General features: G+C 62.9%; 22 protein-coding genes and 1 pseudogene. 14 read left to right on the top strand and 9 right to left on the bottom strand.

Annotation, left to right across the window (positions count from 1 at the left end):
* Nucleotides 1–93: 93 nt before the first annotated feature.
* The gene (locus tag FJW04_RS11720; protein ID WP_015314175.1) at nucleotides 94–663 is read left to right on the top strand and encodes a NifU family protein; all 570 of its coding nucleotides are present in this window, start codon (nucleotides 94–96) and stop codon (nucleotides 661–663) included.
* Between the two features lie 159 nt (nucleotides 664–822).
* Here the strand turns inward: FJW04_RS11720 and FJW04_RS11725 are convergent, their stop codons facing one another.
* On the bottom strand, nucleotides 823–1440 hold the full coding sequence (locus FJW04_RS11725) for a L,D-transpeptidase (RefSeq protein ID WP_140714241.1): 618 nt from the start codon (nucleotides 1438–1440) through the stop codon (nucleotides 823–825).
* A 225-nt stretch (nucleotides 1441–1665) separates the two neighbouring features.
* Between FJW04_RS11725 and cueR the strand changes: the two genes are divergently transcribed.
* Nucleotides 1666–2151, top strand: a complete 486-nt coding sequence (cueR, locus tag FJW04_RS11730) for a Cu(I)-responsive transcriptional regulator (protein WP_140714243.1) — start codon at nucleotides 1666–1668, stop codon at nucleotides 2149–2151.
* Nucleotides 2152–2259: 108 nt separating this feature from the next.
* Nucleotides 2260–2730 carry a nucleoside deaminase gene (locus FJW04_RS11735; protein WP_140714245.1) on the top strand — a complete coding sequence of 157 codons (471 nt, stop codon included), beginning with the start codon at nucleotides 2260–2262 and terminating at the stop codon, nucleotides 2728–2730.
* A 1487-nt stretch (nucleotides 2731–4217) separates the two neighbouring features.
* Here FJW04_RS11735 and FJW04_RS11740 read toward each other — a convergent pair.
* From FJW04_RS11740 to FJW04_RS11750, 3 genes are all read right to left on the bottom strand, one after another.
* On the bottom strand, nucleotides 4218–4409 hold the full coding sequence (locus FJW04_RS11740) for a hypothetical protein (RefSeq protein WP_181172923.1): 192 nt from the start codon (nucleotides 4407–4409) through the stop codon (nucleotides 4218–4220).
* Complete coding sequence (locus FJW04_RS11745; protein WP_140714249.1) at nucleotides 4378–5202, bottom strand: hypothetical protein; 825 nt, start codon at nucleotides 5200–5202, stop codon at nucleotides 4378–4380. Before FJW04_RS11745 ends, FJW04_RS11740 begins: the two co-directional genes overlap by 32 nt.
* Before the next feature lie 412 nt (nucleotides 5203–5614).
* Nucleotides 5615–6565 carry an IS1595 family transposase gene (locus tag FJW04_RS11750; RefSeq protein ID WP_140714251.1) on the bottom strand — a complete coding sequence of 317 codons (951 nt, stop codon included), beginning with the start codon at nucleotides 6563–6565 and terminating at the stop codon, nucleotides 5615–5617.
* 110 nt (nucleotides 6566–6675) lie between these two features.
* Here FJW04_RS11750 and FJW04_RS11755 point away from each other — a divergent pair, with 110 nt between their 5' ends.
* A complete protein-coding gene (locus tag FJW04_RS11755; protein ID WP_181172924.1) occupies nucleotides 6676–7176 on the top strand; it encodes an MmcB family DNA repair protein in 501 nt (166 codons plus the stop codon).
* A 215-nt stretch (nucleotides 7177–7391) separates the two neighbouring features.
* Here FJW04_RS11755 and nhaA read toward each other — a convergent pair whose 3' ends face one another.
* The 5 genes and pseudogenes from nhaA to FJW04_RS30635 form a co-directional block, all read right to left on the bottom strand.
* Nucleotides 7392–8585, bottom strand: a complete 1194-nt coding sequence (gene nhaA, locus FJW04_RS11760) for a Na+/H+ antiporter NhaA (protein ID WP_140714255.1) — start codon at nucleotides 8583–8585, stop codon at nucleotides 7392–7394.
* A gap of 233 nt (nucleotides 8586–8818) precedes the next feature.
* Entirely contained in the window at nucleotides 8819–9382 is a 564-nt protein-coding gene (locus tag FJW04_RS11765; protein ID WP_015314185.1) for an ActR/PrrA/RegA family redox response regulator transcription factor, read from the bottom strand.
* A gap of 64 nt (nucleotides 9383–9446) precedes the next feature.
* Nucleotides 9447–10778, bottom strand: a complete 1332-nt coding sequence (locus tag FJW04_RS11770) for an ActS/PrrB/RegB family redox-sensitive histidine kinase (protein WP_140614913.1) — start codon at nucleotides 10776–10778, stop codon at nucleotides 9447–9449.
* A 26-nt stretch (nucleotides 10779–10804) separates the two neighbouring features.
* Nucleotides 10805–13267 carry an ATP-dependent helicase HrpB gene (hrpB, locus tag FJW04_RS11775; protein WP_140714257.1) on the bottom strand — a complete coding sequence of 821 codons (2463 nt, stop codon included), beginning with the start codon at nucleotides 13265–13267 and terminating at the stop codon, nucleotides 10805–10807.
* Between the two features lie 57 nt (nucleotides 13268–13324).
* Nucleotides 13325–14214: pseudogene (locus FJW04_RS30635) on the bottom strand (DMT family transporter).
* A 24-nt stretch (nucleotides 14215–14238) separates the two neighbouring features.
* Here FJW04_RS30635 and FJW04_RS11785 point away from each other — a divergent pair.
* The 10 genes from FJW04_RS11785 to dhaM all read left to right on the top strand — a co-directional run bounded on the left by FJW04_RS11785 (nucleotide 14239) and on the right by dhaM (nucleotide 23789).
* Complete coding sequence (locus FJW04_RS11785; RefSeq protein ID WP_140714259.1) at nucleotides 14239–14928, top strand: PIG-L deacetylase family protein; 690 nt, start codon at nucleotides 14239–14241, stop codon at nucleotides 14926–14928.
* Between the two features lie 264 nt (nucleotides 14929–15192).
* Complete coding sequence (locus tag FJW04_RS11790; protein ID WP_015314190.1) at nucleotides 15193–16524, top strand: extracellular solute-binding protein; 1332 nt, start codon at nucleotides 15193–15195, stop codon at nucleotides 16522–16524.
* 123 nt (nucleotides 16525–16647) lie between these two features.
* On the top strand, nucleotides 16648–17595 hold the full coding sequence (locus tag FJW04_RS11795; RefSeq protein ID WP_041163577.1) for a sugar ABC transporter permease: 948 nt from the start codon (nucleotides 16648–16650) through the stop codon (nucleotides 17593–17595).
* Nucleotides 17592–18542 carry a carbohydrate ABC transporter permease gene (locus tag FJW04_RS11800; RefSeq protein WP_015314192.1) on the top strand — a complete coding sequence of 317 codons (951 nt, stop codon included), beginning with the start codon at nucleotides 17592–17594 and terminating at the stop codon, nucleotides 18540–18542. Before FJW04_RS11795 ends, FJW04_RS11800 begins: the two co-directional genes overlap by 4 nt.
* A gap of 151 nt (nucleotides 18543–18693) precedes the next feature.
* Entirely contained in the window at nucleotides 18694–18897 is a 204-nt protein-coding gene (locus tag FJW04_RS11805; protein ID WP_140660525.1) for a hypothetical protein, read from the top strand.
* A 2-nt stretch (nucleotides 18898–18899) separates the two neighbouring features.
* Nucleotides 18900–20012 (top strand): ABC transporter ATP-binding protein, encoded by a 1113-nt coding sequence (locus FJW04_RS11810; protein WP_140714262.1) that lies wholly within the window; start codon nucleotides 18900–18902, stop codon nucleotides 20010–20012.
* On the top strand, nucleotides 20005–21018 hold the full coding sequence (locus FJW04_RS11815) for an ABC transporter ATP-binding protein (RefSeq protein WP_140614920.1): 1014 nt from the start codon (nucleotides 20005–20007) through the stop codon (nucleotides 21016–21018). Before FJW04_RS11810 ends, FJW04_RS11815 begins: the two co-directional genes overlap by 8 nt.
* A 66-nt stretch (nucleotides 21019–21084) precedes the next feature.
* Entirely contained in the window at nucleotides 21085–22728 is a 1644-nt protein-coding gene (locus tag FJW04_RS11820) for a dihydroxyacetone kinase subunit DhaK (protein ID WP_140714264.1), read from the top strand.
* Between the two features lie 72 nt (nucleotides 22729–22800).
* Nucleotides 22801–23403, top strand: coding sequence for a dihydroxyacetone kinase subunit DhaL (gene dhaL / locus FJW04_RS11825; protein ID WP_140614922.1), 603 nt, complete (start codon nucleotides 22801–22803; stop codon nucleotides 23401–23403).
* Entirely contained in the window at nucleotides 23400–23789 is a 390-nt protein-coding gene (gene dhaM, locus FJW04_RS11830; RefSeq protein ID WP_015314198.1) for a dihydroxyacetone kinase phosphoryl donor subunit DhaM, read from the top strand. Before dhaL ends, dhaM begins: the two co-directional genes overlap by 4 nt.
* The last annotated feature ends 2 nt before the right edge of the window (nucleotides 23790–23791 follow it).

Consider the following 23791-nt stretch of genomic DNA (forward strand, 5'->3'; position numbering starts at 1 on the left):
CGTTCGGGCGATGCGTTTCGCTTGAATGTCCAGCCGATAGAGCCTATTTAGAACTATTCTAAACTAGTTGCCCAAACGGGCATGGAGACGGCCATGTTCATCCAGACCGAGTCGACGCCCAATCCGGCGACGCTGAAATTCCTGCCCGGCAAGGAAGTGCTCCTAGAAGGCACCGCCGATTTCCGCGATGCCGACAGTGCGGCCATTGCCTCGCCGCTGGCTGGGCGGCTGTTCGAAATTCCCGGCGTCACCGGCGTGTTCTTCGGCTACGATTTCATCACCGTGTCCAAAGACGGCCCGGACTGGCAGCACCTGAAGCCGGCGATCCTCGGTGCGATCATGGAGCATTTCATGTCCGGTGCGCCTGTCATGGCCAAGGCCGGCCCCGCCGCCGAGACCAGCCAGACCGGTGAATTCTATGACAAGGCCGACGAGGAACTCGTCATCACCATCAAGGAGCTGCTCGACACGCGGGTGCGCCCGGCGGTGGCGCAGGACGGCGGCGACATCACCTTCCGCGGCTTCGAGAACGGCACCGTGTTCCTGCACATGAAAGGCGCCTGCGCCGGTTGCCCGTCTTCGACGGCGACGCTGAAGCACGGCATCCAGAACCTGCTTCGCCATTTCGTGCCGGAAGTGCAGCAGGTCGAGCAGGTCTCTTAGACGGCAATTTCCTACCCACGGACAACAAAAAACCGGGCCGAATTGCCCGGTTTTCTGTTTGGGACGTCCGTTGTTGCCTAGACGGTCCGCGTATGAAAGGCGACTTCCAGTCTAACCACGATATGCCGGAAAAGCGGACAGGCTTTCCGGGATCATGGCCTAAAGAACGATGACCTTGGCGCCGACCTCGGCGCGATTGTAGAGGTCGATGACGTCCTGGTTCATCAGCCGGATGCAGCCCGACGACATGGCCTTGCCGATCGAGTTCCATTCCGGGCTGCCGTGCAGGCGGTAGCCCATGTCACCGCCCTTGTTGAACAGGTACATGGCGCGCGCGCCGAGCGGGTTCTTCAGGCCCGGATCCATGCCGCCGGCGAACTTGGCGAGTTCGGGCTGGCGCTTGATCATCTGCGAAGGCGGCGTCCAGGTCGGCCATTCGCGCTTGATGGCGATATGGGCGGTGCCGTGCCATTCGAAGCCCTCGCGGCCGACGCCGATACCGTAGCGGATTGCCCGGCCATCGCCCTCGATGAAGTACAGGAACTTGTTCTGCGTATCGACGATGATGGTGCCGGGCTTTTCCTTGGAGTCGTAACTCACTTCCTGGCGATGGTACTTCGAGGGGACCTTCTCGATCGGGATACGCGGCAGCTGGTAACCGGCATCGGTCACCGCGCCATAGTCGTTGGAGAACATCTGCCCGCCGATGGTGCTGCAACCGGCAATAGCAGTCGACAGCGCCAATGCGGCGATTATTGCAAGCGACTTCATGTGCATGTGGTGATCCGGTGCCCTGCCCAAACTAGAGCGGCACGAGTCGGCCGCTTTCTCGCCATCATTCATGCTGGCATTTGCTTTGCTTGCCAAGCACACGATGCCTATATGCGGGGACTTACGTGCTGGTATGCGTATCACTATGGCATTTCGGCAACATACTTCACCGGATTGTGAAGGAAATTCAATGGGTCTGAATCGCAGGCCCGCGAAACTCGAGGATCCGTCATGAATGTCGGCCACGCCGCTCACCGCTCAGGCCTGCCGGCCAAGACCATCCGCTACTATGAGGAGATCGGCCTGATCGCGCCCGCGCGCGCCGCCAATGGCTATCGCGATTATTCGGGCGACGATATCCACCGGCTGGCCTTTCTGCGCCGCGCGCGCAATCTCGGCTTTTCGATAGACGATTGTCGCCAGCTGACGGCGCTCTACAAGGATCGCGGCCGCGCCAGTCACGACGTGCGCGCAATCGCCGCCGCCCACGTCACCGCCATCGAGGAGAAGGTGCGCGAACTGCAATCGATGCGCTCGACGCTGCAGAAGCTCGTTCACGCCTGCCATGGCGACGAGCGGCCGGACTGCCCGATTTTGGATGACATGGCGGGGGCGGCGTTGGCCGGCGGCAAACCCAACCGCGGAAGCGATAGACCACCTGTTGAAGAGGGTGGCCTGGGCGAAGGCGGCGTTAGCCGCCTTGCCACGCGCTCGTGAAGCCGCCAGCATGGGTTCGTGTGGTATATTGCGCGCTCTGATATCAGCGTAGGGTAAAAGTACTGCCGCTGGTCGCCGGCCAGTGGCCCCAATGACCGGAGAGAGCGCATGACCCGCGACCAGATGCTCGCCCACCTTCGCGCCGCCGATGCGGTCGCCCGCGAGGCTGCCGCGCACGGCCACCATCCGTTCGGCGCGGTGCTGGTCGGCCCCGACGACGCAATCCTCATGCGCCAAGGCAATATCGACACCGTTCATCACGCCGAGACCGAACTTGCGCGGCGCGCGGCGGCAGCCTATCCGCCGGAGTTTCTCTGGACATGCACGCTGGTCTCGACCGGCGAGCCCTGCGCGATGGGCACCGGAACGCTCTACTGGGCGAATATCGGCCAGCTGGTCTATGGCTTCGAGGAGACCGAGCTTCTCGCGCTGACCGGCGACCATCCCGAAAATCCGACGATGAGCCTGTCCGCGCGAATTGTGCTCGGCTCTGGACAGAAGAAGATCGAGGTCCACGGCCCCTTCCCCGAAATTGAGGATGAACTTGTATCGGTGCACCGGGGCTTCTGGCAGCGGTAGGGTTCTTCGGCCCACGTCCCGCGAAAGGTCAGAAAGAGCGAACCGAACATAGGCGCAATGCGGACCACTGCTACATCCACTCGCCCTTCGTTCGAATGACGCGAACCCGTCAACCCTGCGATATCCTGGTCAAAGCTGACGGCGAACTCCCAAATCCCCAAATTTGCCGCCGCCAGTCAGGCTCGGCGGTTTTGCCCGTATTGATGTCCCCCCAAACCGCCGAGCCGCCCCGGTCAGCCGGCAAACTCCCTCCAGGTCTGTCAAATACATAATCGCCGTTAAAAAGGCGATTATCTGGTTGACAAACCCAATCAAATCATAGGACTCTGACTATGACAGTGCTACAAGTTAGCCATCATGCTAGTGCCCTTTAGCAGTTTCATAGGAACCATGATCCTCTGCTTGATCGGGGTTTTGGCTTACAGGTGGTTTGGCCCAATCGCGCTGGTTGTTGTCGGCGGCATCGGGTTGCCAGCGTTGCTGGCGATTAACTTTTATAGGGCTGATTTGAAAAACCGGAAGCGGCTCAATTCAACAGATAGGGGCTTCTAGCCGCTCGCCACCCCGCTACCCAGCCGTAGGGGAATGGCTACAGGCCCTGTAACGCCATCCGGCCATCTTTCGTAGCGAAACTGGCGCAAGTTGAGATGTATCGGTGACTTTAATGCTCGAAGGCAGTAGATGCTAACATGAGTCGATTTTCGATCATGTTGTTGAGTTTTGTCCGCACATCTTTCCGCCGCAAAAAAGCGATACGCTCAGAATAAGCACGACGCCTGCAAGGCGGCTGAGTCGCTCGCTAAGCCTATTGGCACCACATTTCAGGTAACCGAGGTTAGCGGGCGAGCACTCCGTTACATTGCTGATGAATGGGGCGAGACGCATTTCGATTGGCCGGAAATATTTCGAAGGCACAATGAACCGGATGCCATGCCAATGGCTATTTGGCACGGAGACCGCCTTTGCGCTATAGCGTTGGCCCTAACTACGGGCCAGGCGGTCGTGCTTAGATTCTTAGAAGGCGACCCGCGACAAGATTGCCCACTTAAGGGTCGCCGTTTACTGATTGCGCTCGAAGCTGCGGCGAATTATGCTCAGGCGCGCGGGAAAAAGGAAATTCGGCTGCAACCTAAAAACGATGCCCTCGTTTACCTTTACGAGAATGTTTACGGGTTTGCGCTTGAATCCCCCAAGAATGAAGCGCCATATTACAGGAAAGGAGTTTGACATGCTTGCTTTGAAAAAAGCATTCCGGACGTCTCTCTCCCTCTGGTACGGGGATAAGCCCCTTCCGGAGCCAGAACCCTTTTGCGCTACGCCCCGCCCCATGACGGGCTTCTTTTCGTCACTGACAGATGACCAAAAAAAGCTAGCGCTCGAATACAGGGGTGACGAAAGACACGGCGATGCGAGTTTCGCGCGCTAGTTTCGGCTAGCGTAAAACTGACCATGAAGCCCCGCCATAGCGGGGCTTTTTTGCGCCGTACTTAGCCCGCCTCGCCGCGCTTCCGGCGCACCAGTTCCTTTATCTGCTCATTGGTGAGCTTCGGCGCATGGGCGATCTTGTCCATCGCCTTGTCGAAGGCGGCTTCGGACTGGTCGGTTTTGAGTTCACGCGCGGCTTCGCGAAACTTGTCGATCTGGAACTTACCCGACGAATCGCTTTTGGGTTTCTTCAATTGTTCCGACCTCATCGTCCTCGTCATCCATCGATAGCATCTGTTCGAACATCGCAATTTGACGCCGCAGTTTGCGTAGGCCTTTCAGATCGACGTTCGCATTGATGATAACACGACCACCGACGATGCGAGCGTCAATCGCTGCGACGCCTTCCGGGCTTAAGAAAGGGGAAGGGGCAGCGCTCGCATGTGCCGACACAGCGGCCGTTGCTGTTTCCAAAACCATGGCTTTCGCTAGCTCCGCTTCTACGGAACGCTTGTGTGCAGGCTCCGTTTGTGCGGCCGATTCTAAAGGGGTATCCTGATTTGCGCTAGGCTTCAGGCCCGCAAATTGAACGTTTTCTTTGAAGATTGTCAGCAGTGAGCGAGCCGACTGGTCATTCAGATTCCGCTCTACCTTAAGGTGGCTTCGCGCGACGGTATCGGCCGGAATTCCTTCGCTCCAACGGTCTTTCTTCCAAAGCCACCGGAAAAGCGGCGGGTGCAATGCAAAGGCAGCGATCATGTCGGCGCGAATTTCGTCTCGCTCGTCAAGAAAATAGCGCCGTGCCGCCCCGGTCAATTTGAGCTTGCGATCAGCATTCGAACCTTCATCTTCTAACAGCCCGTATTGCTTGAGAGCGCCTGTCGTTTGAAACCCGCCGCTGCTTTTGGGACTGTAGCCCCATAGCTCAAAGGCGGTTACCACCGGCATTGGCTTACCGGCGCGGTCTCCGTCAAAAAGCTGCTGCGCCTTCGCCAGAGCCTTCTCTAGACTGATAAATGGAAAGCGCGTGGAAGCATCGTCGGCCATATGCGATTCTCCAATTGTGAGAGACATATAGCCGAGTTCAGTTCACCGTTCAATGCCAGTTCAGATCGCTAGTTCATATACCCTTGACCGAATCGAAACTTTCTGGCCTTATCGGCAAATCGAGCAACGAGTGCTCGGGAAAGGAGCGAACGGTGAAGATAAGAAGGGTCTCCCTAGCCTGTGACACGCTCACGGTCACGGCGCGGGATAAATGAGAGAGGCTCCCTGACTGGCTGGTCAAAGGAGCCTCGAAGTGGGCCACAGCGAAAAAACTACGGCGGCGGTGAACATATATCACCGCCGCTTTCGTTTGTGAATCCCCTTGATCTGTTCACCGGGGCTGGAGGGTTGTCGATATCGCCAGAGTGGCAATTCCAACTGCACTGGCTTTCGGAAGTGGGTTCGCTTCGCGTCAATCAGGTCTGCGATAGGTGAGGCGCTTACCGGCAGCACCCTTCAAGGCGATGAAAGCGCGGGTGCCGTCATCAACGCCCATGGCGATGCGGTTCGAATAGCGGAAGTCGAATTCAGCGAGATAGCGGTGCAAGTGCTGTTCGCCGCAATGCTGGTAAACGCCCTTCATGCCGCGCTTGAAGATCGAATAGAAGCCTTCGACGGTGTTCGTATGGATGGTCTTTTCGCCTTCGTAGCGTACGTATTCGTCCTTAGAATGCGTCACGACATCGTGGGAAGCGAATTCCTGGCCCACGCGGCGGTACATGCCAGCCTCGTCAGTCATCAAGGCGCTTTCTTTGGCGATGTTGGCGCGAACGATAGGCATCACGGTGCCAATGCGGGCGGTATCGACATGGAAGGAACGGGCGCGGCCACCACGTTCGACAAGCGTAACGACAGTGTTCTTGTGAGAAGTGCCGGCCTTTACCGGGGTATCCTTCAAGCGACCGATATACGTCTCGTCAACTTCGACGGTCTTGCCGTTGCCGCCCATCGGGGAAAGCTCGCCAGACGCCATAGCAAGGCGAATGCGGTGGCACAGGAACCAAGCGGCCTCATAGGTGCATTCGAGTATGCGGTGCATCTGGTGGGCGCTGATACCCTTCTTTGAGGCGCACATAAGGTGGATAGCCTGTAGCCACTTGGTCAGCGGCAAATGGCTCTCCTCGAAGATCGAACCCATGCGGACGGTGAACTGCGAGCGGCAAGCGCTGCACTTGTACAGGCCGTGCCGCTCTATGCCGTGCGGGTTCTTTTTGGAGGGCTTGGTGCGAACGCCCTTCAAGGCGTAGTGGCGATCAACGCTACCGCACTTGGGGCAAACGGGACCGTTGGGCCACAGTATCGATTCCACATGCTCGAAAGCCTTGGCTTCGTCATGGAACTCGGGGCGGGACAGAACGGACATGGAAATCTCCTATGTCCTTACCCTACGTAATCATGTTGGGTTTGTCAACCAGATAATCGCCGTTAAAAACCGGGTTCAAACCGTGAACAAAGTCTGGCATGGTGCCTGCCATGCCAATCATCTCGCCGATTCCCCTGAACCCTCTGATCGACGGTCGCCAGTCCGAGCGCGCCATGCTGGTGCGGCGGGGCGTGCAGCGGTTGCTGATGCAGATGGGCGCGCATGTGCTGCCTGAACTGTCGCTGGCCACCGGCCGGCGCGCCGATCTCGTGGCGCTGACGCGGCAGGGCGATATCTGGATCATCGAGATCAAATCCTCGATCGAGGATTTTCGCGTCGACCGCAAATGGCCTGATTACCGGCTGCATTCCGACCGCTTCTTTTTCGCCACACATCCTGGCGTGCCGGCCGAAATCTTTCCCGAGGAATGCGGCTTCATTCTCTCCGACGGCTATGGGGCCGAGATTTTACGCGATGCGCCCGAGCACCGCATGGCGGCGGCGACGCGCAAGGCGCTGATGCTGCGCATCGCGCGCGCCGGCGCGGCGCGGCTGCTGGCGGCGGAGCTGGCGGGGGTCGCGGTGCCGGTGCTGGAGGGGGAGAGCGAGTAATCGCGGCCCTGAAATTGACGCCGCAACTGTCAGATGCTGGCGCCGCCCCTCATCTGCCTGCCGGGCGCTCTCATCATGGATTTCGCCGATCGCCGGCGTTGCAGAAAAAGGCGGCTGTGTTGCGGCCCACCCTTTCGACCCCGTTTACGGGGAGATGGCGGCAACCAGGTGAGAGGCGGCGCGGCGTTGCCAGCAGATGCTCCAGCCCGGAACGGCTACTCCGTCTCTTCCTCACCACCCACGGCCGGGGCCATCAGCAGCACCGCGGCGCCAAGAAGCGCGGCGATGAAGGAACCGGCAAGGATGCCGACCTTGACCGCGTCCTGCAGCGCCACGTCGTTGGCGAAGGCGAGCAGGCCGATGAACAGGCTCATGGTGAAGCCGATGCCGCACAGGAGCGAAATGCCGATCATGTGCGACCAGCCGGCGTTGGCCGGCAGGTCGGCGAGACCGAAGCGGATGGCGAGCGCGGAGGAGCCGAAGACGCCGACCAGCTTGCCGACGACGAGACCGGCTGCAACGCCCAGCGTGAGCGGCTCGATCAGGGCGCCGAAACTCAGGCCGGCGAGCGAAACGCCGGCATTGGCAAAGCCGAAGATCGGGATGACGATGAACGCCACCAGCTTGTGCAGGCCGTGCTCGAGCCGGTGCAGCGGCGAATGGTCAAGGTCGTGGCCGATGCCGGCCGAGCGTTCGAGCGGAATGGTCAGCGCTAGTGCCACGCCGGCCAGCGTGGCATGGACGCCGGACTTCAGCACCAGTACCCACAGGATGGCGCCAAGCACGAGATAGGGCACAAGGCTCATCACCCGCATGCGGTTGAGCACAATGAGCACGGCAATGACGGCGAAGGCAGCGCCGAGATAGGCCAGCGACAGGCCGCTGGTGTAGAACATGGCGATGATGATGACGGCGCCGAGGTCGTCGATGATGGCAAGCGCGGTCAGGAAGACCTTCAGCGAGGCCGGCACGCGGCTGCCGAGCAGCGACAGGACGCCGAGCGCGAAGGCGATGTCGGTGGCGGTCGGGATCGCCCAGCCGGACAGTGCGGCCGAATTGTTGCTGTTGATGGCGACATAGACCAGCGCCGGCATCACCATGCCGCCGGCCGCCGCGATGCCGGGCAGCACCCTGCGCGGCCAGGTCGAGAGCTGGCCGTCCAGCATCTCGCGCTTGATCTCCAGCCCGACGAGCAGGAAGAACACCGCCATCAGCCCGTCATTGACCCAGTGCGAGACGCTGAGCGGGCCGAGATAGGCGTGGAGAACCGAGAAGTAGGTCCCGGCGAGCGGCGAGTTGGCGACGATCAGGGCAAGGGCGGCGGCCACCATCAGGATGATGCCGCCGGCCGCCTCGCTGTCCAGGAACTCGCGGAAAACGGAAACCGGCCGTCGCTTCAAATCCTGCATGTCGCCTCCGTCATGCCGCCTGCCGGCGTGCGTCATTGCAATGATGCGCAAAGTCCGGCCGCCGGGCAAGCAGGGGACCCTTTTCAGCGCCTCGGAGACTGTTTCGAAGTTCGCTCCGACGAGTCATGCGTGGTGGTTTCGAGAACCGTAGCGCAGCGGACATTCGTCCGGGGCAGCGGAAGCGCAGAAATCGCCGCCCAATGGCCGCCAGAGCAGAATTTCCAAACAGTCTCTCAGCGCGGCGCGCGCTTGGCCAGGATCCGCTGCAGCGTGCGGCGATGCATGTTGAGCCGGCGTGCGGTCTCTGAAACGTTGCGCTCGCACATTTCGTAGACGCGCTGGATGTGCTCCCAGCGCACGCGGTCGGCCGACATCGGGTTTTCCGGCGGCGCGGCGCGCTCGCCGGTGGTGCGGGTCAATGCCGCAAAGACATCGTCGGCGTCGGCGGGTTTCGACAGATAGTCGACGGCGCCGAGCTTCACCGCCGTCACCGCGGTGGCTATGTTTCCGTAACCGGTCAGGATGATGGTGCGGGAGTCCTCACGCTTCTCGCGGATGGCGGCGACGACATCGAGGCCGTTGCCGTCGCCCAGCCGCATGTCGACCACCGCATAGGCGGGCGGATTGGCGCGCGCCTTGCCCACGGCCTCCTCGACGCTCTCCGCCGTCTCGACCACGAAACCCCTGGTTTCCATGGCACGGGCCAGACGGGTCAGGAACGGCTTGTCGTCATCGACGATCAGAAGCGAGGTGTCCTCGCCTTCAACCATAGGCCCACTGTTCTCATCGCCTGTCATCGTCTCGAAAATTCCTGCTGCCTTATTTTTACGCAGATATAGTTTTGCGGGGCCATTGTCCAATTTACGCAGTGTCAAACATGGTGGCTGGGGCCGATTCCGGGTTCAGGAAGACGCTTCTCGGCCACGAAATCCGCACCACGGCCCCTTCGCCGAGGCCGCTCGAATTGCGAAAGTCGAGCGTGGCGCCCGAACGTTCGAGCAATGTCTTGGCGATAAACAGGCCGAGCCCGAGGCCGCCTCCGGCTTCCGTGCCCTGGCGTGTCGACATGTAGGGTTCACCGATGCGGTCGATGATCTCGGGCGGGAAACCCGGGCCGTCATCGGTGATCGAGAAGGAGACCGTCGCCTCGTCCCAGCTCCAGCGCACGGTGACGCTCTTGCGGGCGAAATCGACGGCGTTCTCGACCAGATTGCCGAGACCATAGATGACGCCGGGATTGCGGCGCCCGACCGGCTCCGGCCCGGTCCGCTCGCCAGGGCGAAGCTTGATCGAGATGCCGAAGTCGCGATGTGGTGCGGTCACCTCCTCGACCAGCGAGGTCAGCGGCAGGCGGGACAGGTGTGCCTCGCCCTCCGACGACAGGCTGGTCAGGCGCTTGAGGATTTCACGGCAGCGCTCGCTCTGAGAGCGCAGCAGCTTCACGTCTTCCCCGTATTTCGGATCGCTGCCGAGCGCCTTTTCCATCTCCTTGGCGACGAGCGTGATCGTGGCGAGCGGGGTGCCGAGTTCGTGCGCCGCCGCCGCCGCCAGCCCGTCGAGCGCGGAAAGGTGCTGCTCGCGCTGCAGCACCAGTTCCGTGGCGGCGAGCGCGTTGGCCAATAGCCGGGCTTCGGCGGCCACCCGGAAGGCGTACATGGCGGTGAAGGCAATGGAGGACAGCACCGCCATCCACATGCCGGCGACATAGATGAAGGGCATCACCAGGGGCGCGCCTTCGTACCAGGGCAGCGGCAGATGGCGAAAGACCAGCAAGGTCGCCGCGATCATCACCAGCCCGCCGAGGATGGCGGTGAGGCGAAGGGGCAGCGACGTCGCCGAAATGACGACGGGTACGGTCATCAGCAGCGAGAACGGATTGGTCAGGCCGCCGGTCATGTAGAGCAGGCCGGCAAGCTGCAGGCTATCGAAGACCAGGATGCCGAAGGCGGCGAACGGGGTGAGCCGGTGCGCGGCCGGAAAGCGAAAGGCCAGAAACAGGTTCATCCAGGCCGAACAGGCGATGAGGGCAAAACACAGACTGACCGGCAGCGGAAACTTCAGGCCGTAGGCGACGACGAGCACGGTCACGCTCTGGCCGACAATGGCCAGCCAGCGCAGCCGGATCAGCGTGTTGAGGCGCAGTCGCTGGCTTTGCTGGAAGTCGGGCGTGTTCAGGATGTTGATCATGGCCATGGATTACAGCCGCAAACCAGCAAAGGCTAGGTCCCGCGCGGCTTGGCGCGGGCGGTGGCGGCGGCGAGCAATGGGTTTTCCGGCCAGACATGCTTGGGATAGCGGCCGCGCATGTCGGCGCGCACATCGGTCCAGGAGCCGCGCCAGAAGCCAGGCAGGTCTCGCGTCGTCTGGATCGGCCGGTGCGCCGGCGACAACAGTTCAAGCGTCAAGGGGACGGTGCCGTTGGCGATCGACGGATGGCGGTCGAGGCCGAACAATTCTTGCACGCGCACCGCCAGAACCGGCCATTCGCCGTCATAGCGGATCGGCACATGGCTGCCCGACGGGGCATCGAAATGAGTCGGCGCCAGTGCTTCGATCTTGCGTTGCAGGTCATGCGGCACGAGCGACGCCAGCCCGGCCGCGACAGTTCCGGGATCGATGGCGGCCAGGGAGGCCGCGCCGGACAGAAAAGGCAGCAGCCAGTCGTCGAGGCGCGCTATGAGCGCTTCATCCGACATGTCGGGCCAGGGCTCGCCCAAGCCCTTGTGCAGCCAGGACAGCCGGTGGCGCAGCGTCTGCGCCTCCTTGCTCCAGGTCAGAAGGGAAAGCCCATGCTCGCGCAGGGCCTCGATGATGGCGCGGTCGGCATCGGCGCCGGCCGGCGGCGGCAACATGCGTTCGGCGAGCGTGATGGCGCCAAGGCGCACGGTTTCGCGCACCCGCACGGCGCGCCTGTCGCGATCGAAACTCGTCTGCCGGCGCGTTTCGATCCTGCCGCCAAGTGCTGCCCGGATGTCCTCCTCACTGCTTGCCGCAGCCGCCGTAATGCGGGCATTCTGCGCCTTGCCCTGCAGGTCCGCGACGACCAGAAACGGCTCGCCCGCCAGCGGGTCGCCGGCGTCGAGCATGGCGCCGGAACCGTTGGCCAGCACGAAACGGCCGCGCTCGCCGCGCGCCTTGGCGACGCGATCCGGCCAGGCGTGGATGAGCAGGGTTCCGGCTGGAACAGCTCCGCTGGTCTTCGCACCGCCTACATGCCTGGCCAGGCGCTCGGCAAGCTGGCGCGCCGACGTGGCACGCGGCGATCTTTCCGTGCGAAAGCGCATCAGTCGCCGTTCGAGGTCGGCACCGTCACCGCCAAGGCCACGCTCGGTCAGCAGCACGGCAAGCATGGCCGCCTCACCACCATGACCGCTGCTGGCCGCCTCGGCGACCATATGCGCCAGCCGGACCGGCAGAGCGAGCTTGCGCATCGCAGCGCCGGCGTCCGTCAGCCGCCCTGCTTCATCGATGGCCCCAAGCGCCCGCAACAGCGCCCGTGCTTCATTGAGCGCGGGAGCCGGCGGCGGATCGAGGAAAGCAAGACTGACTGGATCAGCGACACCGAAGGCGGCGCAGTCGAGCAGCAGACCCGACAGGTCCGCCTCGAGGATTTCCGGGGGTGTGAAGGCGGGAAGTGCCGCCGTCTGCTCGGCACGCCATAGCCGGATAGCGACGCCCGCCTGCGTGCGGCCGGCGCGGCCGGCGCGCTGATCGGCGGAGGCCTTGCTGACGCGCACGGTTTCCAATCTGGTCAGTCCGCTGGCCGGCTCATAGCGCGGCAGCCGCGACAGGCCGGAATCGATGACGACGCGCACGCCGTCGATGGTGATGGAGGTCTCGGCGATGGAGGTCGCCAGCACCACCTTGCGGCGGCCTGGCGGCGCCGGCTTGATCGCCGCGTCCTGCGCCTTGCCGTCGAGCTGGCCATAGAGCGGCACGATATCGGTGTCGGCGCCGATCTTGCCGGCCAGCCGCTCGGCGGTGCGCTCGATCTCGCGCTGGCCGGGCAGGAAGGCAAGCACGCTGCCGCTCTCCTCGGCAAGGGCGGCGCGGATCGCCTTGGCCATGGCGTCCTCGATCGGGATGCCGGCCGGCCGCTCGTCGTATCTGACATCGACGGGGAAGGCGCGGCCCTCGCTTTCGATCACCGGCGCGCCCGACAGGAGTTTCGCGACCCGTGCGCCGTCGAGCGTTGCCGACATCACCAGCAGACGCAGATCCGGCCGCAGCGCGCCTTGCACATCGAGGGCAAGAGCGAGACCGAAATCGCCGTCGAGCGAGCGCTCGTGGAATTCGTCGAAGATGACCGCCGAAACGCCGGGCAGTTCAGGGTCGTCGAGGATCATGCGCGCCAGCACGCCCTCGGTGACGACCAGGATTTTCGTCCGCGCCGAGGTGCGGTTTTCCATGCGCATGGCGTAGCCGATGGTGGCGCCAGGCTCTTCCCCCAGCAACTCGGCCATGCGGCGCGCGGCGGCGCGGGCAGCAAGCCGGCGCGGTTCGAGCAAGACGATCTTGCCCCTGCCCAGCCAGGGCGCATCGAGCAGCGCCAACGGCACCAGCGTGGTCTTGCCGGCACCGGGTGGCGCCACCAGCACGGCGCTGTTGCCAGAGCCGAGCGCCTCGCTCAGCGCCGGCAGCACGGCGGATACCGGAAGTTCCGGCAAGGGTTTGGTCGTCATTACGCCCGCATATCAGCGGTCGCGGGCGCCGTGCAACTTTATCGCATCAGGGCCCGGTTAGAGCCGTGCGCGGGAAAACGGATTCCAGCGCACCGTGCCCAGCCGCACTTCCTCGCGCACCATGGTCAGCAGGCCCGATCCGCCGACGACGGCGAGGCCGACAAGCGACAGCCAGTCCGGATATTCCCGGAAGAACAGCGCGCCGAGGATGACCGCCCAGACGATCTGCGAATAATGCGTCGGCGCAATCCGGTTGGCCGGAGCGTATTTGGCGGCCAGCAACTGCAGCAATTGTCCACAGGCGGTGAAGGCGCCCGCCATCACCAGCCATGCCAGCTGTTTTCCATCCGGGACGGTGAAGGAGGTCGCGGCGACACCGATGCCGTTGAACAGCAGTCCATAGCCGATCAGCACGCCGAGCATGGTCGTGCGTTTTTCCTGCTGCGCCAGCGACCGCATCAGGATGACGTTGGTGGCGGCGAGGAAAGCGATGGTGAAAGCGGCAAGATGACCAAGGTGCAGATCGCGAAAGCCCGGCCTGACAACCAGCATGACGCCGGCAAAGCCGGCGACCACCGCCAGCCAACGCCAGGGCCCGACCTTTTCCTTGAGGATCACCGTGGATAGAATGGTGACGCAGAGCGGCGCCAGAAGATGAGCGCATAGGTCTCGGCCAGCGGAATGGTGGTGAAAGCATAAACGCTGAGCACGCCCGACGCGATGCCGGCCCAGGCCCGCGCCTGCACCGCCCAGGGACGTTTGGCACGCCAGAAATCACGCCAGCGCTCGTTGGCCGGCCGGCTGAAGAAGAGGAAGCAGCCAGCAAACAAAGTCGAGAAGAAGCCGATCTCGAACACCGTGAATTGGCCGCCCAGGCTCTTGATAACGGCATCGCTGCCCGAATAGCTTGCATAGGCGATCAGGGCGAGCAGGATTCCGTTCGGCACGTTTTTCATTTCCGGGAGAGAAAGTTGAAAATACTGGCGCTCGGTGCCCATCCAGACGACATCGAGATCTTCATGTTCGGTACGATGGCCGCCTATGCCGCGCAAGGCGCAGAACTCACTTTTGCCGTGGCTACCGATGGTGCCAGGGGCGGCAACAGCGATCCCGCTGTTCTGGCTCGTTTCCGGCGCGAGGAGGCAATGGCCGCTGCCGCGCTGCTCGGGGCGGCAGCCCGCTTCCTCGACTTTCCCGATGGCGGGCTGGTGGCCGACGCTGCGCTGATCGATGCACTGAAAACACTGATCAGCGAGATCGGGCCGGACCTGGCGATCACGCACGCGCCCAACGACTATCATGCCGACCACCGCGCGCTGTCGGACGGCGTGCGCATCGCTGCTTCGTTCGGGGTTCCGGTGCTGCATGCCGATACGATGGGCGGCACCGGATTCTCGCCGACGCACTATGTCGATATTTCCGCCCATGCCGACATCAAAGCCAAAGCGATCCGCATGCACCAGTCGCAGGACCCGGACCGCTTCGTCGACATTGCACTGACGCAGAACCTTTTTCGCTCGGGCCAGTGCAACGGCGCGCAAGGTTCGCTGGCCGAAGCCTTCCGCTTCGAGCCGACATTTCCCTTCGGCGACATCCGCGCGCTGCTGCCGCCGGCGCCACCGATCCGGACGGTGATGGTGAGCACCAAACGGGTCGACTGAACCCGCGGACGATCGGCCAGGGGTATCGCATTCCGCGCTCGTCCGCCTGATGCCCGGCGCTTTTCCCAACATTTTCAGAGACCGGCTTCAGCATGTTGCGGCGCAGCAACGAATTCGCTTGCCTTGTTTAGTAAAAATTGCATCACTAAACAAATTACTAAACATCCGCGACGCGACGACGCCGCCATGTTTGGGCCTCTGAGGAGAGAGGTTGAGGGATCTTGAGACCGTCATCCGGACGTGTTTCGCAAATGGGAGGAAGGCATGAAATCGAGCTTGAAACTGGCGTTGGGACTGACCTCGGCGATCGCAGCGTCGACAGCCGTCTCGAGCGCCGCGCACGCTGAAGACCTGACGCTATGCTGGGCCGCCTGGGACCCGGCCAACGCGCTGGTCGAACTGTCCAAGGATTTCACCAAGGAAACCGGCATCGGCATGAAATTCGAGTTCGTGCCGTGGACCAACTACGCCGACCGTTTCCTCAATGAGCTGAACTCGCATGGCAAGCTCTGCGACCTGATCATCGGCGACAGCCAATGGATCGGCGGCGCGGCCGAGAACGGCCATTACGTCAAGCTGAACGACTTCTTCGACAAGGAGAAGATCAGCATGGACGACTTCGTGCCGGCGACCGTCGTCGGCTATTCGGAATGGCCGAAGAACACGCCCAACTACTGGGCGCTGCCGGCCATGGGCGACGTCGTCGGCTGGACCTACCGCAAGGACTGGTTCTCCAAGCCCGAACTGCAGAAGGAATTCAAGGAGAAGTATGGCTGGGACCTCGGCCCGCCGGCCACTTTCGACCAGTTGAAGCAGATCGCCGAATTCTTCCAGAAGCGGCAGGTCGACGGCAAGACGGTCTATGGCGCCTCGATCTACACCGAGCGCGGCTCGGAAGGCATCACCATGGGCGCCATGGACGTGCTCTACAGCTACGGCTTCCAATACGAGAACCCGAAGAAGCCCTACGAGATGGAAGGCTTCGTCAATTCGCCAGACGCCGTCAAAGGCCTGGAATTTTACAAGGCGCTCTACGATTGCTGCACCCCTCCGGGCGCCTCGAACAGCTACATGGGCGAAGGCGTCGATGCCTTCAAATCCGGCCAGGTGGCGATGCACATGAACTTCGCCTTCACATGGCCGGGCCTGCAGAAGGACGAGAATGTCGGCGGCGACAAGATCGGCTATTTCGTCAATCCCAAGGGTCCCGGCGGCGCCCAGTTCGCCCAGCTCGGCGGCCAGGGTATTTCGGTGGTCTCCTATTCCGACAAGCAGGAATCGGCGCTGAAATACATCAAGTGGTTCGCCAACAAGGACGTCCAGGCCAAATGGTGGTCGCTCGGCGGTTATTCCTGCCTCAACGCGGTGGTCAAGGACCCGAAATTCCCGGCCAGCCAGCCCTATGCGCAAACCTTCCTCGACTCGATGGCGATCGTGAAGGACTTCTGGGCCGAGCCGAGCTACGCACCGCTGCTGCAAGCCTCGCAGAAGCGCTTCCATGACTATGTCGTCGCCGGCCAGGGTTCAGCCAAGGATGCTCTCGACGGCCTGGTCAAGGACTGGACGCAGGTCTTCCAGGACGACGGCAAGATGTAGCCGCGACAACCGCAAGGCTCCTCCCGAGCCATGACCCCGCGTCCCGTGCCACCCTTGGCACGGGACGCGGTTCAGATAAATTCCATGACAGAGACGAACGAAGTGACCGAAGCAGGACTGACCATGCTCAATCGGACCGCGGAGACCGTTGCCCGGGCGACCCCGGAACCGTTGGCCCGCAAGGTCCGGGGCATCAGCGACAAGGGCCTCGCCTGGCTGTTCATCTCGCCGACGATCCTGTTGCTGCTCGCCATCAACATCTTCCCGCTGTTCTGGGCGATCTACCTGTCGTTCACCAATTTTCGCGCGAACCGGCCAAACGAGGTGGTGAAGAACCTCGGCTTCGCCAATTACCAGCGCATCCTTGGCGACCAGGACATCTGGATCGCCATGCAGACGACAGCGCATTTCGTGTTCTGGACCATCCTCTTGCAGACGCTGATCGGCTTCACGCTGGCCTGGCTGATCGACCGCAAGTTTCGCGGCCACGCTTTCTGGACGACGCTGATCCTGGTGCCGATGATGCTGTCGCCGGCGGTGGTCGGTAATTTCTGGCGCTTCCTCTACGAGCCGCAGATCGGCCTGTTTTCCTATGTCATCTCGTTCGTGTCGGGCATTCCGCCGACAAGCATCCAGATGCTTTCCAACGTCTCGCTGGCGCCGTGGTCGATCATCATCGTCGATACCTGGATGTGGACGCCCTACGTGATGCTGATCTGCCTCGCGGGCCTGCGCTCGATCCCCGAATATATTTATGAAGCGGCCGAGGTCGACCGCGCCTCCAACTGGCGGCAGTTCTGGTCGATCACGCTGCCGATGGCGCTGCCCTTCATCATGCTGGCGGTGCTGTTTCGCGGCATCGAGAACTTCAAGATGTTCGACATGGTCAACCTGCTCACCGGCGGCGGGCCGGGCTCGACCACCGAAGTCGCCTCGATCACGCTGAAACGGCAGGCATTCGAGAGCTGGCGTACCGGCTATTCCTCTGCCTTCGCCATCATCCTGTTCGTCGCGGTGTTCGGTCTCGCCAACATCTACGTCAAGGCGCTCAACAAGGTGAAGCAGAGATGAGCCTGACCACAGCCCATTCGGTCGTCGCGCCCTCGTCGAATTCGAAGCGCATCGCCGGCGCCATCATCATCGCCTACGCGCTGATCTCGATCGTGCCGCTCCTGTGGATCTTCGCCACCAGCTTCAAGACGCCGCCGGATTCGATCGCCTATCCGCCCAAGATCGTGTTCCAGCCGAGCATCGAGGGCTACTGCAACCTGTTCACGACGCGCACCAGGCAGACGCCTGAATATATCAACTCGCTCGGACCGGCGACGGGCTTCTGCGACGAGACCGTGCGCAAGCGCAACATGGTGATCGCCGGACCATCCAACTTCCTGCCGCGCTTCATCAATTCGCTGATCATCGCCTTCGGCTCGACCTTCTGCGCCGTCTTTCTCGGCACATTGTCGGCCTACGGCTTCTCGCGCTTCAAGGTGCCGCTCGCCGACGACCTTCTGTTCTTCATCCTGTCGACACGCTTCATGCCGCCGATCGCGGTCGCCATTCCCATCTACCTGATGTACCGCGAGCTTGGCCTGTCGGACACCGCCCTCGGCATGATCCTGCTCTACACGGCGGTCAACGTGTCGCTGGCGGTGTGGCTGCTCAAGGGCTTCATCGACGAGATCCCGCGCGAATATGAGGAAGCGGCGATGATCGACGGTTACACGCGGCTGCAGGCCTTCTGGCGCACCGTGCTGCCGCAGGCGACCACCGGCATTGCCGCGACGGCGATCTTCTGCCTGATCTTCGCCTGGAACGAATATGCCTTCGCCGCACTGCTGACTTCCGGCACGGCACAAACAGCGCCGCCCTTCATCCCGACCATCATAGGCGAAGGCGGCCAGGACTGGCCGGCCGTGGCGGCCGGCACGACGATCTTCTTGGTGCCGATCCTGGTCTTCACCATCCTGCTCCGCAAGCAATTGCTGCGCGGCATCACCTTCGGTGCGGTGCGCAAATGATTAGTGTGGAAGGGCGCGAACTTGATTCAGCCAGGCTCCCTTCCTCTCCCTCCGGAGGGGGGAGAGGTGGCGCTGCGGAGCAGCGACGGAGTGGGGGAACCACCGGGCAACCATCTCTCCCTTTGAACGGGGAAAAGGGAGGAAGCTACGCATGAGGCGCCCCGCCATCTCCAGGAAATCGCGCTGGCCCCGCTGGGCCAGGCGCGGGTTGATGGAAAACATTGCCACGGCGCTGATCGCCATCGGCTTCCTGATGCTGTTCCAGCCCTTCGCGCTGTCGCTCTACACCTATTCCTTCATCACCATGCTTGCCGGCACGGTGATGTTCATCATCGTCTCGAAGTTCCCGGAATAATCATGGCCGAAATTCGCGTCCAACATCTGAGAAAGGCCTTCGGCGATTTCGTCGCCGTCCAGGATTCCAACTTCGTCGTCGAGGACGGCGAGTTCTTCGTCATGCTGGGGCCATCGGGCTGCGGCAAGACGACGACACTGAGAATGATCGCCGGGCTCGAACTGCCGACCGGCGGCCAGATCCTGCTCGGCGGCGACGACGTCACCATGCTCAGGGCCCGCGAGCGCGACATCGCATTCGTCTTCCAGCTGTTCGCGCTCTATCCGCACATGAATGTGCGCAAGAACATCGGTTTTCCGCTCTTGGCGCAAGGCATGCCCTCGGCCGAGATCCGCACCCGCGTCGAGGAGACGGCGAAGCTTCTGCGCATCGACCATCTGCTCAACAAATCCGTATCCGGTCTTGCCGGCGGCGACCGCCAGCGCGTCGCGCTCGGCCGCGCCATCGTGAGGCGGCCGAAATGCTTCCTGATGGACGAGCCACTCGGCACGCTCGACACTGAATTCCGTGACCTAATGGTCCATGAGCTGCGCGAACTGCACAACCGCATCCACGCGACGACCGTGTACGTCACGCATGACCAGATGGAAGCGATGTCGATGGCCGACAAAATCGCAGTGATGAACCATGGCGTCATCGAGCAGTTCGGCAGCCCCCGCGAAATCTACGACCGCCCCGCTACCATGTTCGTGGCCGACTTCATCGGCTCGCCGCCGATGAATTTTTTGAAATTTGGCGGTGGACTCACAAAAGGCGCGAAGGAGGTGGTCGTCCAAGGGGCGACAGTGGCAGTGCCAGAGGTGCGCGAGGACGTAGCACCTGCCGACATGGCGCTCGGCATTCGCCCCGAACACATCCGCTTCGACGATGCATCCAAGCTGCGCGGCGCCATCTACGGCACCGAATATCTCGGCACCACCCAGATCGTCGCGGTGGAAACGGCGGACGGCATCATCAAGGCGCGGGTGCCGGCCGAAATCCGGCTCAATGCTGGCGACCATGTCGGCCTCACACTGAACGGCGCGCGGCTGTCGCTGTTCGAAAAAGGCTCCGGGCGCGCGGTGAGAACGGCAATCCACGACACAGCGTCGTTGGGGAGAGCGCAGCATGGCTGACGTGCACATTAAAGGCGTGACCAAAAGCTTCGGCGACCATGTCGCCGTCAGCGGGCTCGACCTGCATATATCGGACGGCGAATTCGTCGTGCTCTTGGGGCCGACCGGCGCCGGCAAGACGACCACACTGCGGCTGATCGCAGGGCTGGAACGGCCGGATGCAGGTACGATCGAGATCGGCGGCCACAATGCCACGACCCTGTCACCGGCCGAGCGCGACACAGCCTTCGTCTTCCAGCAATATTCGCTCTATCCGCATCTGTCGGTGTTCGACAATCTCGCCTTCCCACTGCGCTCGCCGGCGCGGAAAATACCGGAAGACCAAATCCGCCGCCGGGTCGAGGAGGTCGCGAAGATGGTGCGCATCCATCACAAGCTTTCCAACCGTTCGACCAAATTGTCGGGCGGCGAAATGCAGCGTGTCGCCATCGGCCGCGCGCTGGTGCGCAAGCCTTCCATCTACCTGATGGACGAGCCGCTGTCGTCGCTCGACGCCAAGCTGCGCGCGGATCTCAGGCTCGAATTGAAGCGCATCCAGTCCGAGCTCGGTGCCACCATGCTCTACGTCACGCACGACCAGATCGAGGCGATGACCATGGCCGATCGCATCGGCATCCTCGCCGACGGCGTGCTGGTACAGATCGGTTCACCACGAACCATTTATTCGGAACCGGCAAATCTGCATGTCGCGGCAAGGCTCGGCCAGCCGGCGATCAATCTTTTACCGACGGGGCTACTTCCCGATGGCGGCGCGCCGGCCGGCACCAGGACAATCGGCGCGCGCACCGAGCACCTGGCGATCGAGAAGGCCGTGAATGGCCATGCTGATGGCGTCGTCGACTGGGTCGAGCATCTCGGCGATCAGAACCATCTGCACGTGACGGTGGGGCCGAAGAAGCTGGTGACGCTGACCGATCCCGACACCGATCTGGCGCAAGGCGACAAGGTGGTGATCCGCTACCGCTCGCCGCTCTATTTCGGCGCCGACGGACAACGATTGATGTGAGCGGCTTCGGCGCCCGCCAAGGCGACGCCGGCTTCCGATTGAGATTGCGAATACGGGACGAATTCGATGAAGCACTTTTTCAACCGCAGGGAAACGATCGTCACCGAGGCCCTGGACGGCCTGTTGCGCACCATTGGCTCAGGCGACCTCGCGCGCCTCGACGGGTGTCCCGAGATCAAGGTCGTGCTGCGCGCCGATTGGGACAAGTCCAAGGTTGCCGTCGTCTCCGGCGGCGGCGCCGGGCACGAGCCGTCGCATGCCGGCTTCGTCGGCAAAGGCATGCTGACGGCGGCGGTCTCGGGCGAGATATTCGCCTCGCCGAGCGTCGAAGCGGTTATGGCGGCCATTCGCGCGGTCACCGGACCAGCCGGTTGCCTGCTGATCGTCAAGAACTACACCGGCGACCGGCTCAATTTCGGCCTCGCTGCCGAGAAGGCGCGCGCCGAAGGTTTTGCCGTCGAGATGGTGATCGTCGCCGACGACATCGCGCTGCCCGACATCGCCCAGCCGCGCGGCGTTGCCGGCACATTATTCGTGCACAAGATATCAGGCCACCTGTCGGAAGCCGGCAAGGACCTGGTATCCGTCGCGGCGGCCGCGCGTGCGGCGGCAAAGGATATCATCTCGCTCGGAATGTCGTTGTCGTCCTGCTCCATTCCCGGCCAGCCGCACGAGGACAGGTTTGGCGAAAACGATGGCGAGCTCGGCCTCGGCATCCACGGTGAGCCGGGCGTCGAGCGCATCGCGGTGCAGAGTGCCGACAAGCTGGTGGCTGTCATGGCGGAGCGCCTCGCGGGGCGGCTCGACACGAAGGCCGATCATGCCTTGCTGATCAACAATCTCGGCTCCGTGCCGCCGCTCGAAATGTCGCTGGTTGCCAATGCGGTGCTTGCCTCACCGCTGGCAAAGACAGTGAAGTTCACAACCGGTCCCGGATCGTTGATGACGGCACTCAACATGAACGGGTTCTCGCTGTCGCTGATCCGGCTCGATGCGGCACGCGAGGCCGCCTTGCTGGCGCCGGTCGGCCCGCACGCCTGGATGCCCGCCAAGCCGCTCGTTGCGCCCGCTGTCGTACCGATGGCGAAAGCAGCCGGACAAAGCGCGGCACACAGGGCCAGCCAGGATGCCGGCACCAGGCGCTTGATCGTCACGGTCTGCGAGAAGCTGATTTCGCTCGAAGCGGCATTGAACGGACTGGACGCCAAGGCGGGCGACGGCGACACCGGCTCGACGGTGGCGACCGGCGCACGAAGCGTTCTTGATCGGCTCGACACGCTGCCGCTTGCCGACCCCGCGGCGACCCTAGGTGCAGTGGGCGACATATTGAGCGCATCGATGGGCGGCTCCAGCGGGGTGCTGCTGTCGATCTTTTTCACGGCGGCCGGACGGGCCCTGGACGCTGGCGCCAGTGTGCCCAAGGCCCTGCTCGCCGGGCTTGAACGCATGACCTTCTACGGTGGCGCCAAACCCGGCGATCGCACCATGGTCGATGCGCTGGAGCCGGCCTTGAAGGCCCTCGACGGCAACGGCCTTGGCGACGCGGCGACAGCAGCCCGGCGCGGTGCGGAGGCCACCGCGGCCATGGAGAAGGCAAAAGCCGGGCGGTCCGCCTATGTCGGTGCCGGATTGCAGGGCGTGGTCGATCCGGGTGCTCATGCCGTGGCAGAGGTGTTCGCGGCCGCCGCCACACTGCTTGTCACGGCCTGACGCATGCACCAGTTGTCGAACGACCGCTCTTTCGCTACTGCCGGCAAGGTGCAAACCGGGAATTCGGGCGACATGACGGCGCTGGACCTTTCGAGGCTTATCACGGCCGCCGCGGATGCGATTGCCGCGCACGCCGAGGAACTGACCGCGCTCGACCAGGCGATCGGCGACGGCGACCACGGGCTGAACATGAAGCGCGGCTTCGACGCCGTACGGGCCGAGGCCGACGTGTTCGCCGCGAAGCCGTTGCCGGACGCCCTGAAGGCAATTGGCACCAAGCTGGTGATGACGGTGGGCGGCGCTTCCGGCCCGTTGTTCGGCACGCTGTTCATGGCGCTCGGCAAGGAGATTTCGGTTGAACCCGACCGCGCCGATCTGACGGCTGCCTTCGGCAAGGCGATCGAAGCGGTGGCCGCGCGCGGCAAGTCGCAGGTAGGACAAAAAACCATGCTCGATGTGCTGCGGCCGGTGCATGACGCCTTGGCCGGGGAAAGGACGGCGGCTGAAATAGCCAACGTCGCCGACGCCGCGGCCGAAGCCACCGTGCCTATGAAGGCACTGCGCGGCCGCGCCTCGTTCCTCGGAGACCGCTCGATCGGCCATATGGATGCCGGCGCGCGCTCGACCGCGCTGCTGGTGCGCACGCTGGCGCAAATCATCGGGGGCAAAGCATGAGCAATGTCGGGATTGTGATCGTGTCGCATTCGCCGCTGGTCGCCGAGGGCACGGCCGACATGGTACGCCAAATGGTCGGCGACGAGGTGCCGCTTGCGTGGTGCGGCGGAAACGGCCATGGCGGGCTCGGCACCAATGTCGAGGCGATCATGGGCGCCATCGACAAGGCCTGGTCGGACGCCGGCGTCGCCATTCTTGTCGATCTCGGCGGCGCCGAGACCAATTCGGAAATGGCGGTGGAATTGATCGGCGAGCCGCGTGCGCACAAAATCATCGTCTGCAACGCGCCGATCGTCGAGGGCGCGGTGATGGCGGCGACCGAGGCATCCGGCGGCGCCTCGCTCCGGGAAGTGGTGGCGACGGCGCACGAATTGTCGCCGTCGTGAGC

The sequence above is a fragment of the Mesorhizobium sp. B2-7-3 genome, assembly GCF_006440715.1.
GTDB lineage: Bacteria > Pseudomonadota > Alphaproteobacteria > Rhizobiales > Rhizobiaceae > Mesorhizobium > Mesorhizobium australicum.

Bases quoted from the DNA above. Each gene is read 5' to 3' on its own strand.
- FJW04_RS11725 (WP_140714241.1), bottom strand. From the start codon at position 1,440: ATGCACATGAAGTCGCTTGCAATAATCGCCGCATTGGCGCTGTCGACT.
- FJW04_RS11745 (WP_140714249.1), bottom strand. From the start codon at position 5,202: ATGGCCGACGATGCTTCCACGCGCTTTCCATTTATCAGTCTAGAGAAG.
- cueR (WP_140714243.1), top strand. From the start codon at position 1,666: ATGAATGTCGGCCACGCCGCTCACCGCTCAGGCCTGCCGGCCAAGACC.
- FJW04_RS11750 (WP_140714251.1), bottom strand. From the start codon at position 6,565: ATGTCCGTTCTGTCCCGCCCCGAGTTCCATGACGAAGCCAAGGCTTTC.
- dhaL (WP_140614922.1), top strand. From the start codon at position 22,801: ATGACGGCGCTGGACCTTTCGAGGCTTATCACGGCCGCCGCGGATGCG.
- dhaM (WP_015314198.1), top strand. From the start codon at position 23,400: ATGAGCAATGTCGGGATTGTGATCGTGTCGCATTCGCCGCTGGTCGCC.
- FJW04_RS11765 (WP_015314185.1), bottom strand. From the start codon at position 9,382: ATGACAGGCGATGAGAACAGTGGGCCTATGGTTGAAGGCGAGGACACC.
- FJW04_RS11800 (WP_015314192.1), top strand. From the start codon at position 17,592: ATGAGCCTGACCACAGCCCATTCGGTCGTCGCGCCCTCGTCGAATTCG.
- FJW04_RS11755 (WP_181172924.1), top strand. From the start codon at position 6,676: ATGCCAATCATCTCGCCGATTCCCCTGAACCCTCTGATCGACGGTCGC.
- FJW04_RS11805 (WP_140660525.1), top strand. From the start codon at position 18,694: ATGAGGCGCCCCGCCATCTCCAGGAAATCGCGCTGGCCCCGCTGGGCC.
- nhaA (WP_140714255.1), bottom strand. From the start codon at position 8,585: ATGCAGGATTTGAAGCGACGGCCGGTTTCCGTTTTCCGCGAGTTCCTG.
- FJW04_RS11720 (WP_015314175.1), top strand. From the start codon at position 94: ATGTTCATCCAGACCGAGTCGACGCCCAATCCGGCGACGCTGAAATTC.
- FJW04_RS11790 (WP_015314190.1), top strand. From the start codon at position 15,193: ATGAAATCGAGCTTGAAACTGGCGTTGGGACTGACCTCGGCGATCGCA.
- FJW04_RS11770 (WP_140614913.1), bottom strand. From the start codon at position 10,778: ATGGCCATGATCAACATCCTGAACACGCCCGACTTCCAGCAAAGCCAG.
- FJW04_RS11810 (WP_140714262.1), top strand. From the start codon at position 18,900: ATGGCCGAAATTCGCGTCCAACATCTGAGAAAGGCCTTCGGCGATTTC.
- hrpB (WP_140714257.1), bottom strand. From the start codon at position 13,267: ATGACGACCAAACCCTTGCCGGAACTTCCGGTATCCGCCGTGCTGCCG.
- FJW04_RS11795 (WP_041163577.1), top strand. From the start codon at position 16,648: ATGCTCAATCGGACCGCGGAGACCGTTGCCCGGGCGACCCCGGAACCG.
- FJW04_RS11735 (WP_140714245.1), top strand. From the start codon at position 2,260: ATGACCCGCGACCAGATGCTCGCCCACCTTCGCGCCGCCGATGCGGTC.
- FJW04_RS11815 (WP_140614920.1), top strand. From the start codon at position 20,005: ATGGCTGACGTGCACATTAAAGGCGTGACCAAAAGCTTCGGCGACCAT.
- FJW04_RS11820 (WP_140714264.1), top strand. From the start codon at position 21,085: ATGAAGCACTTTTTCAACCGCAGGGAAACGATCGTCACCGAGGCCCTG.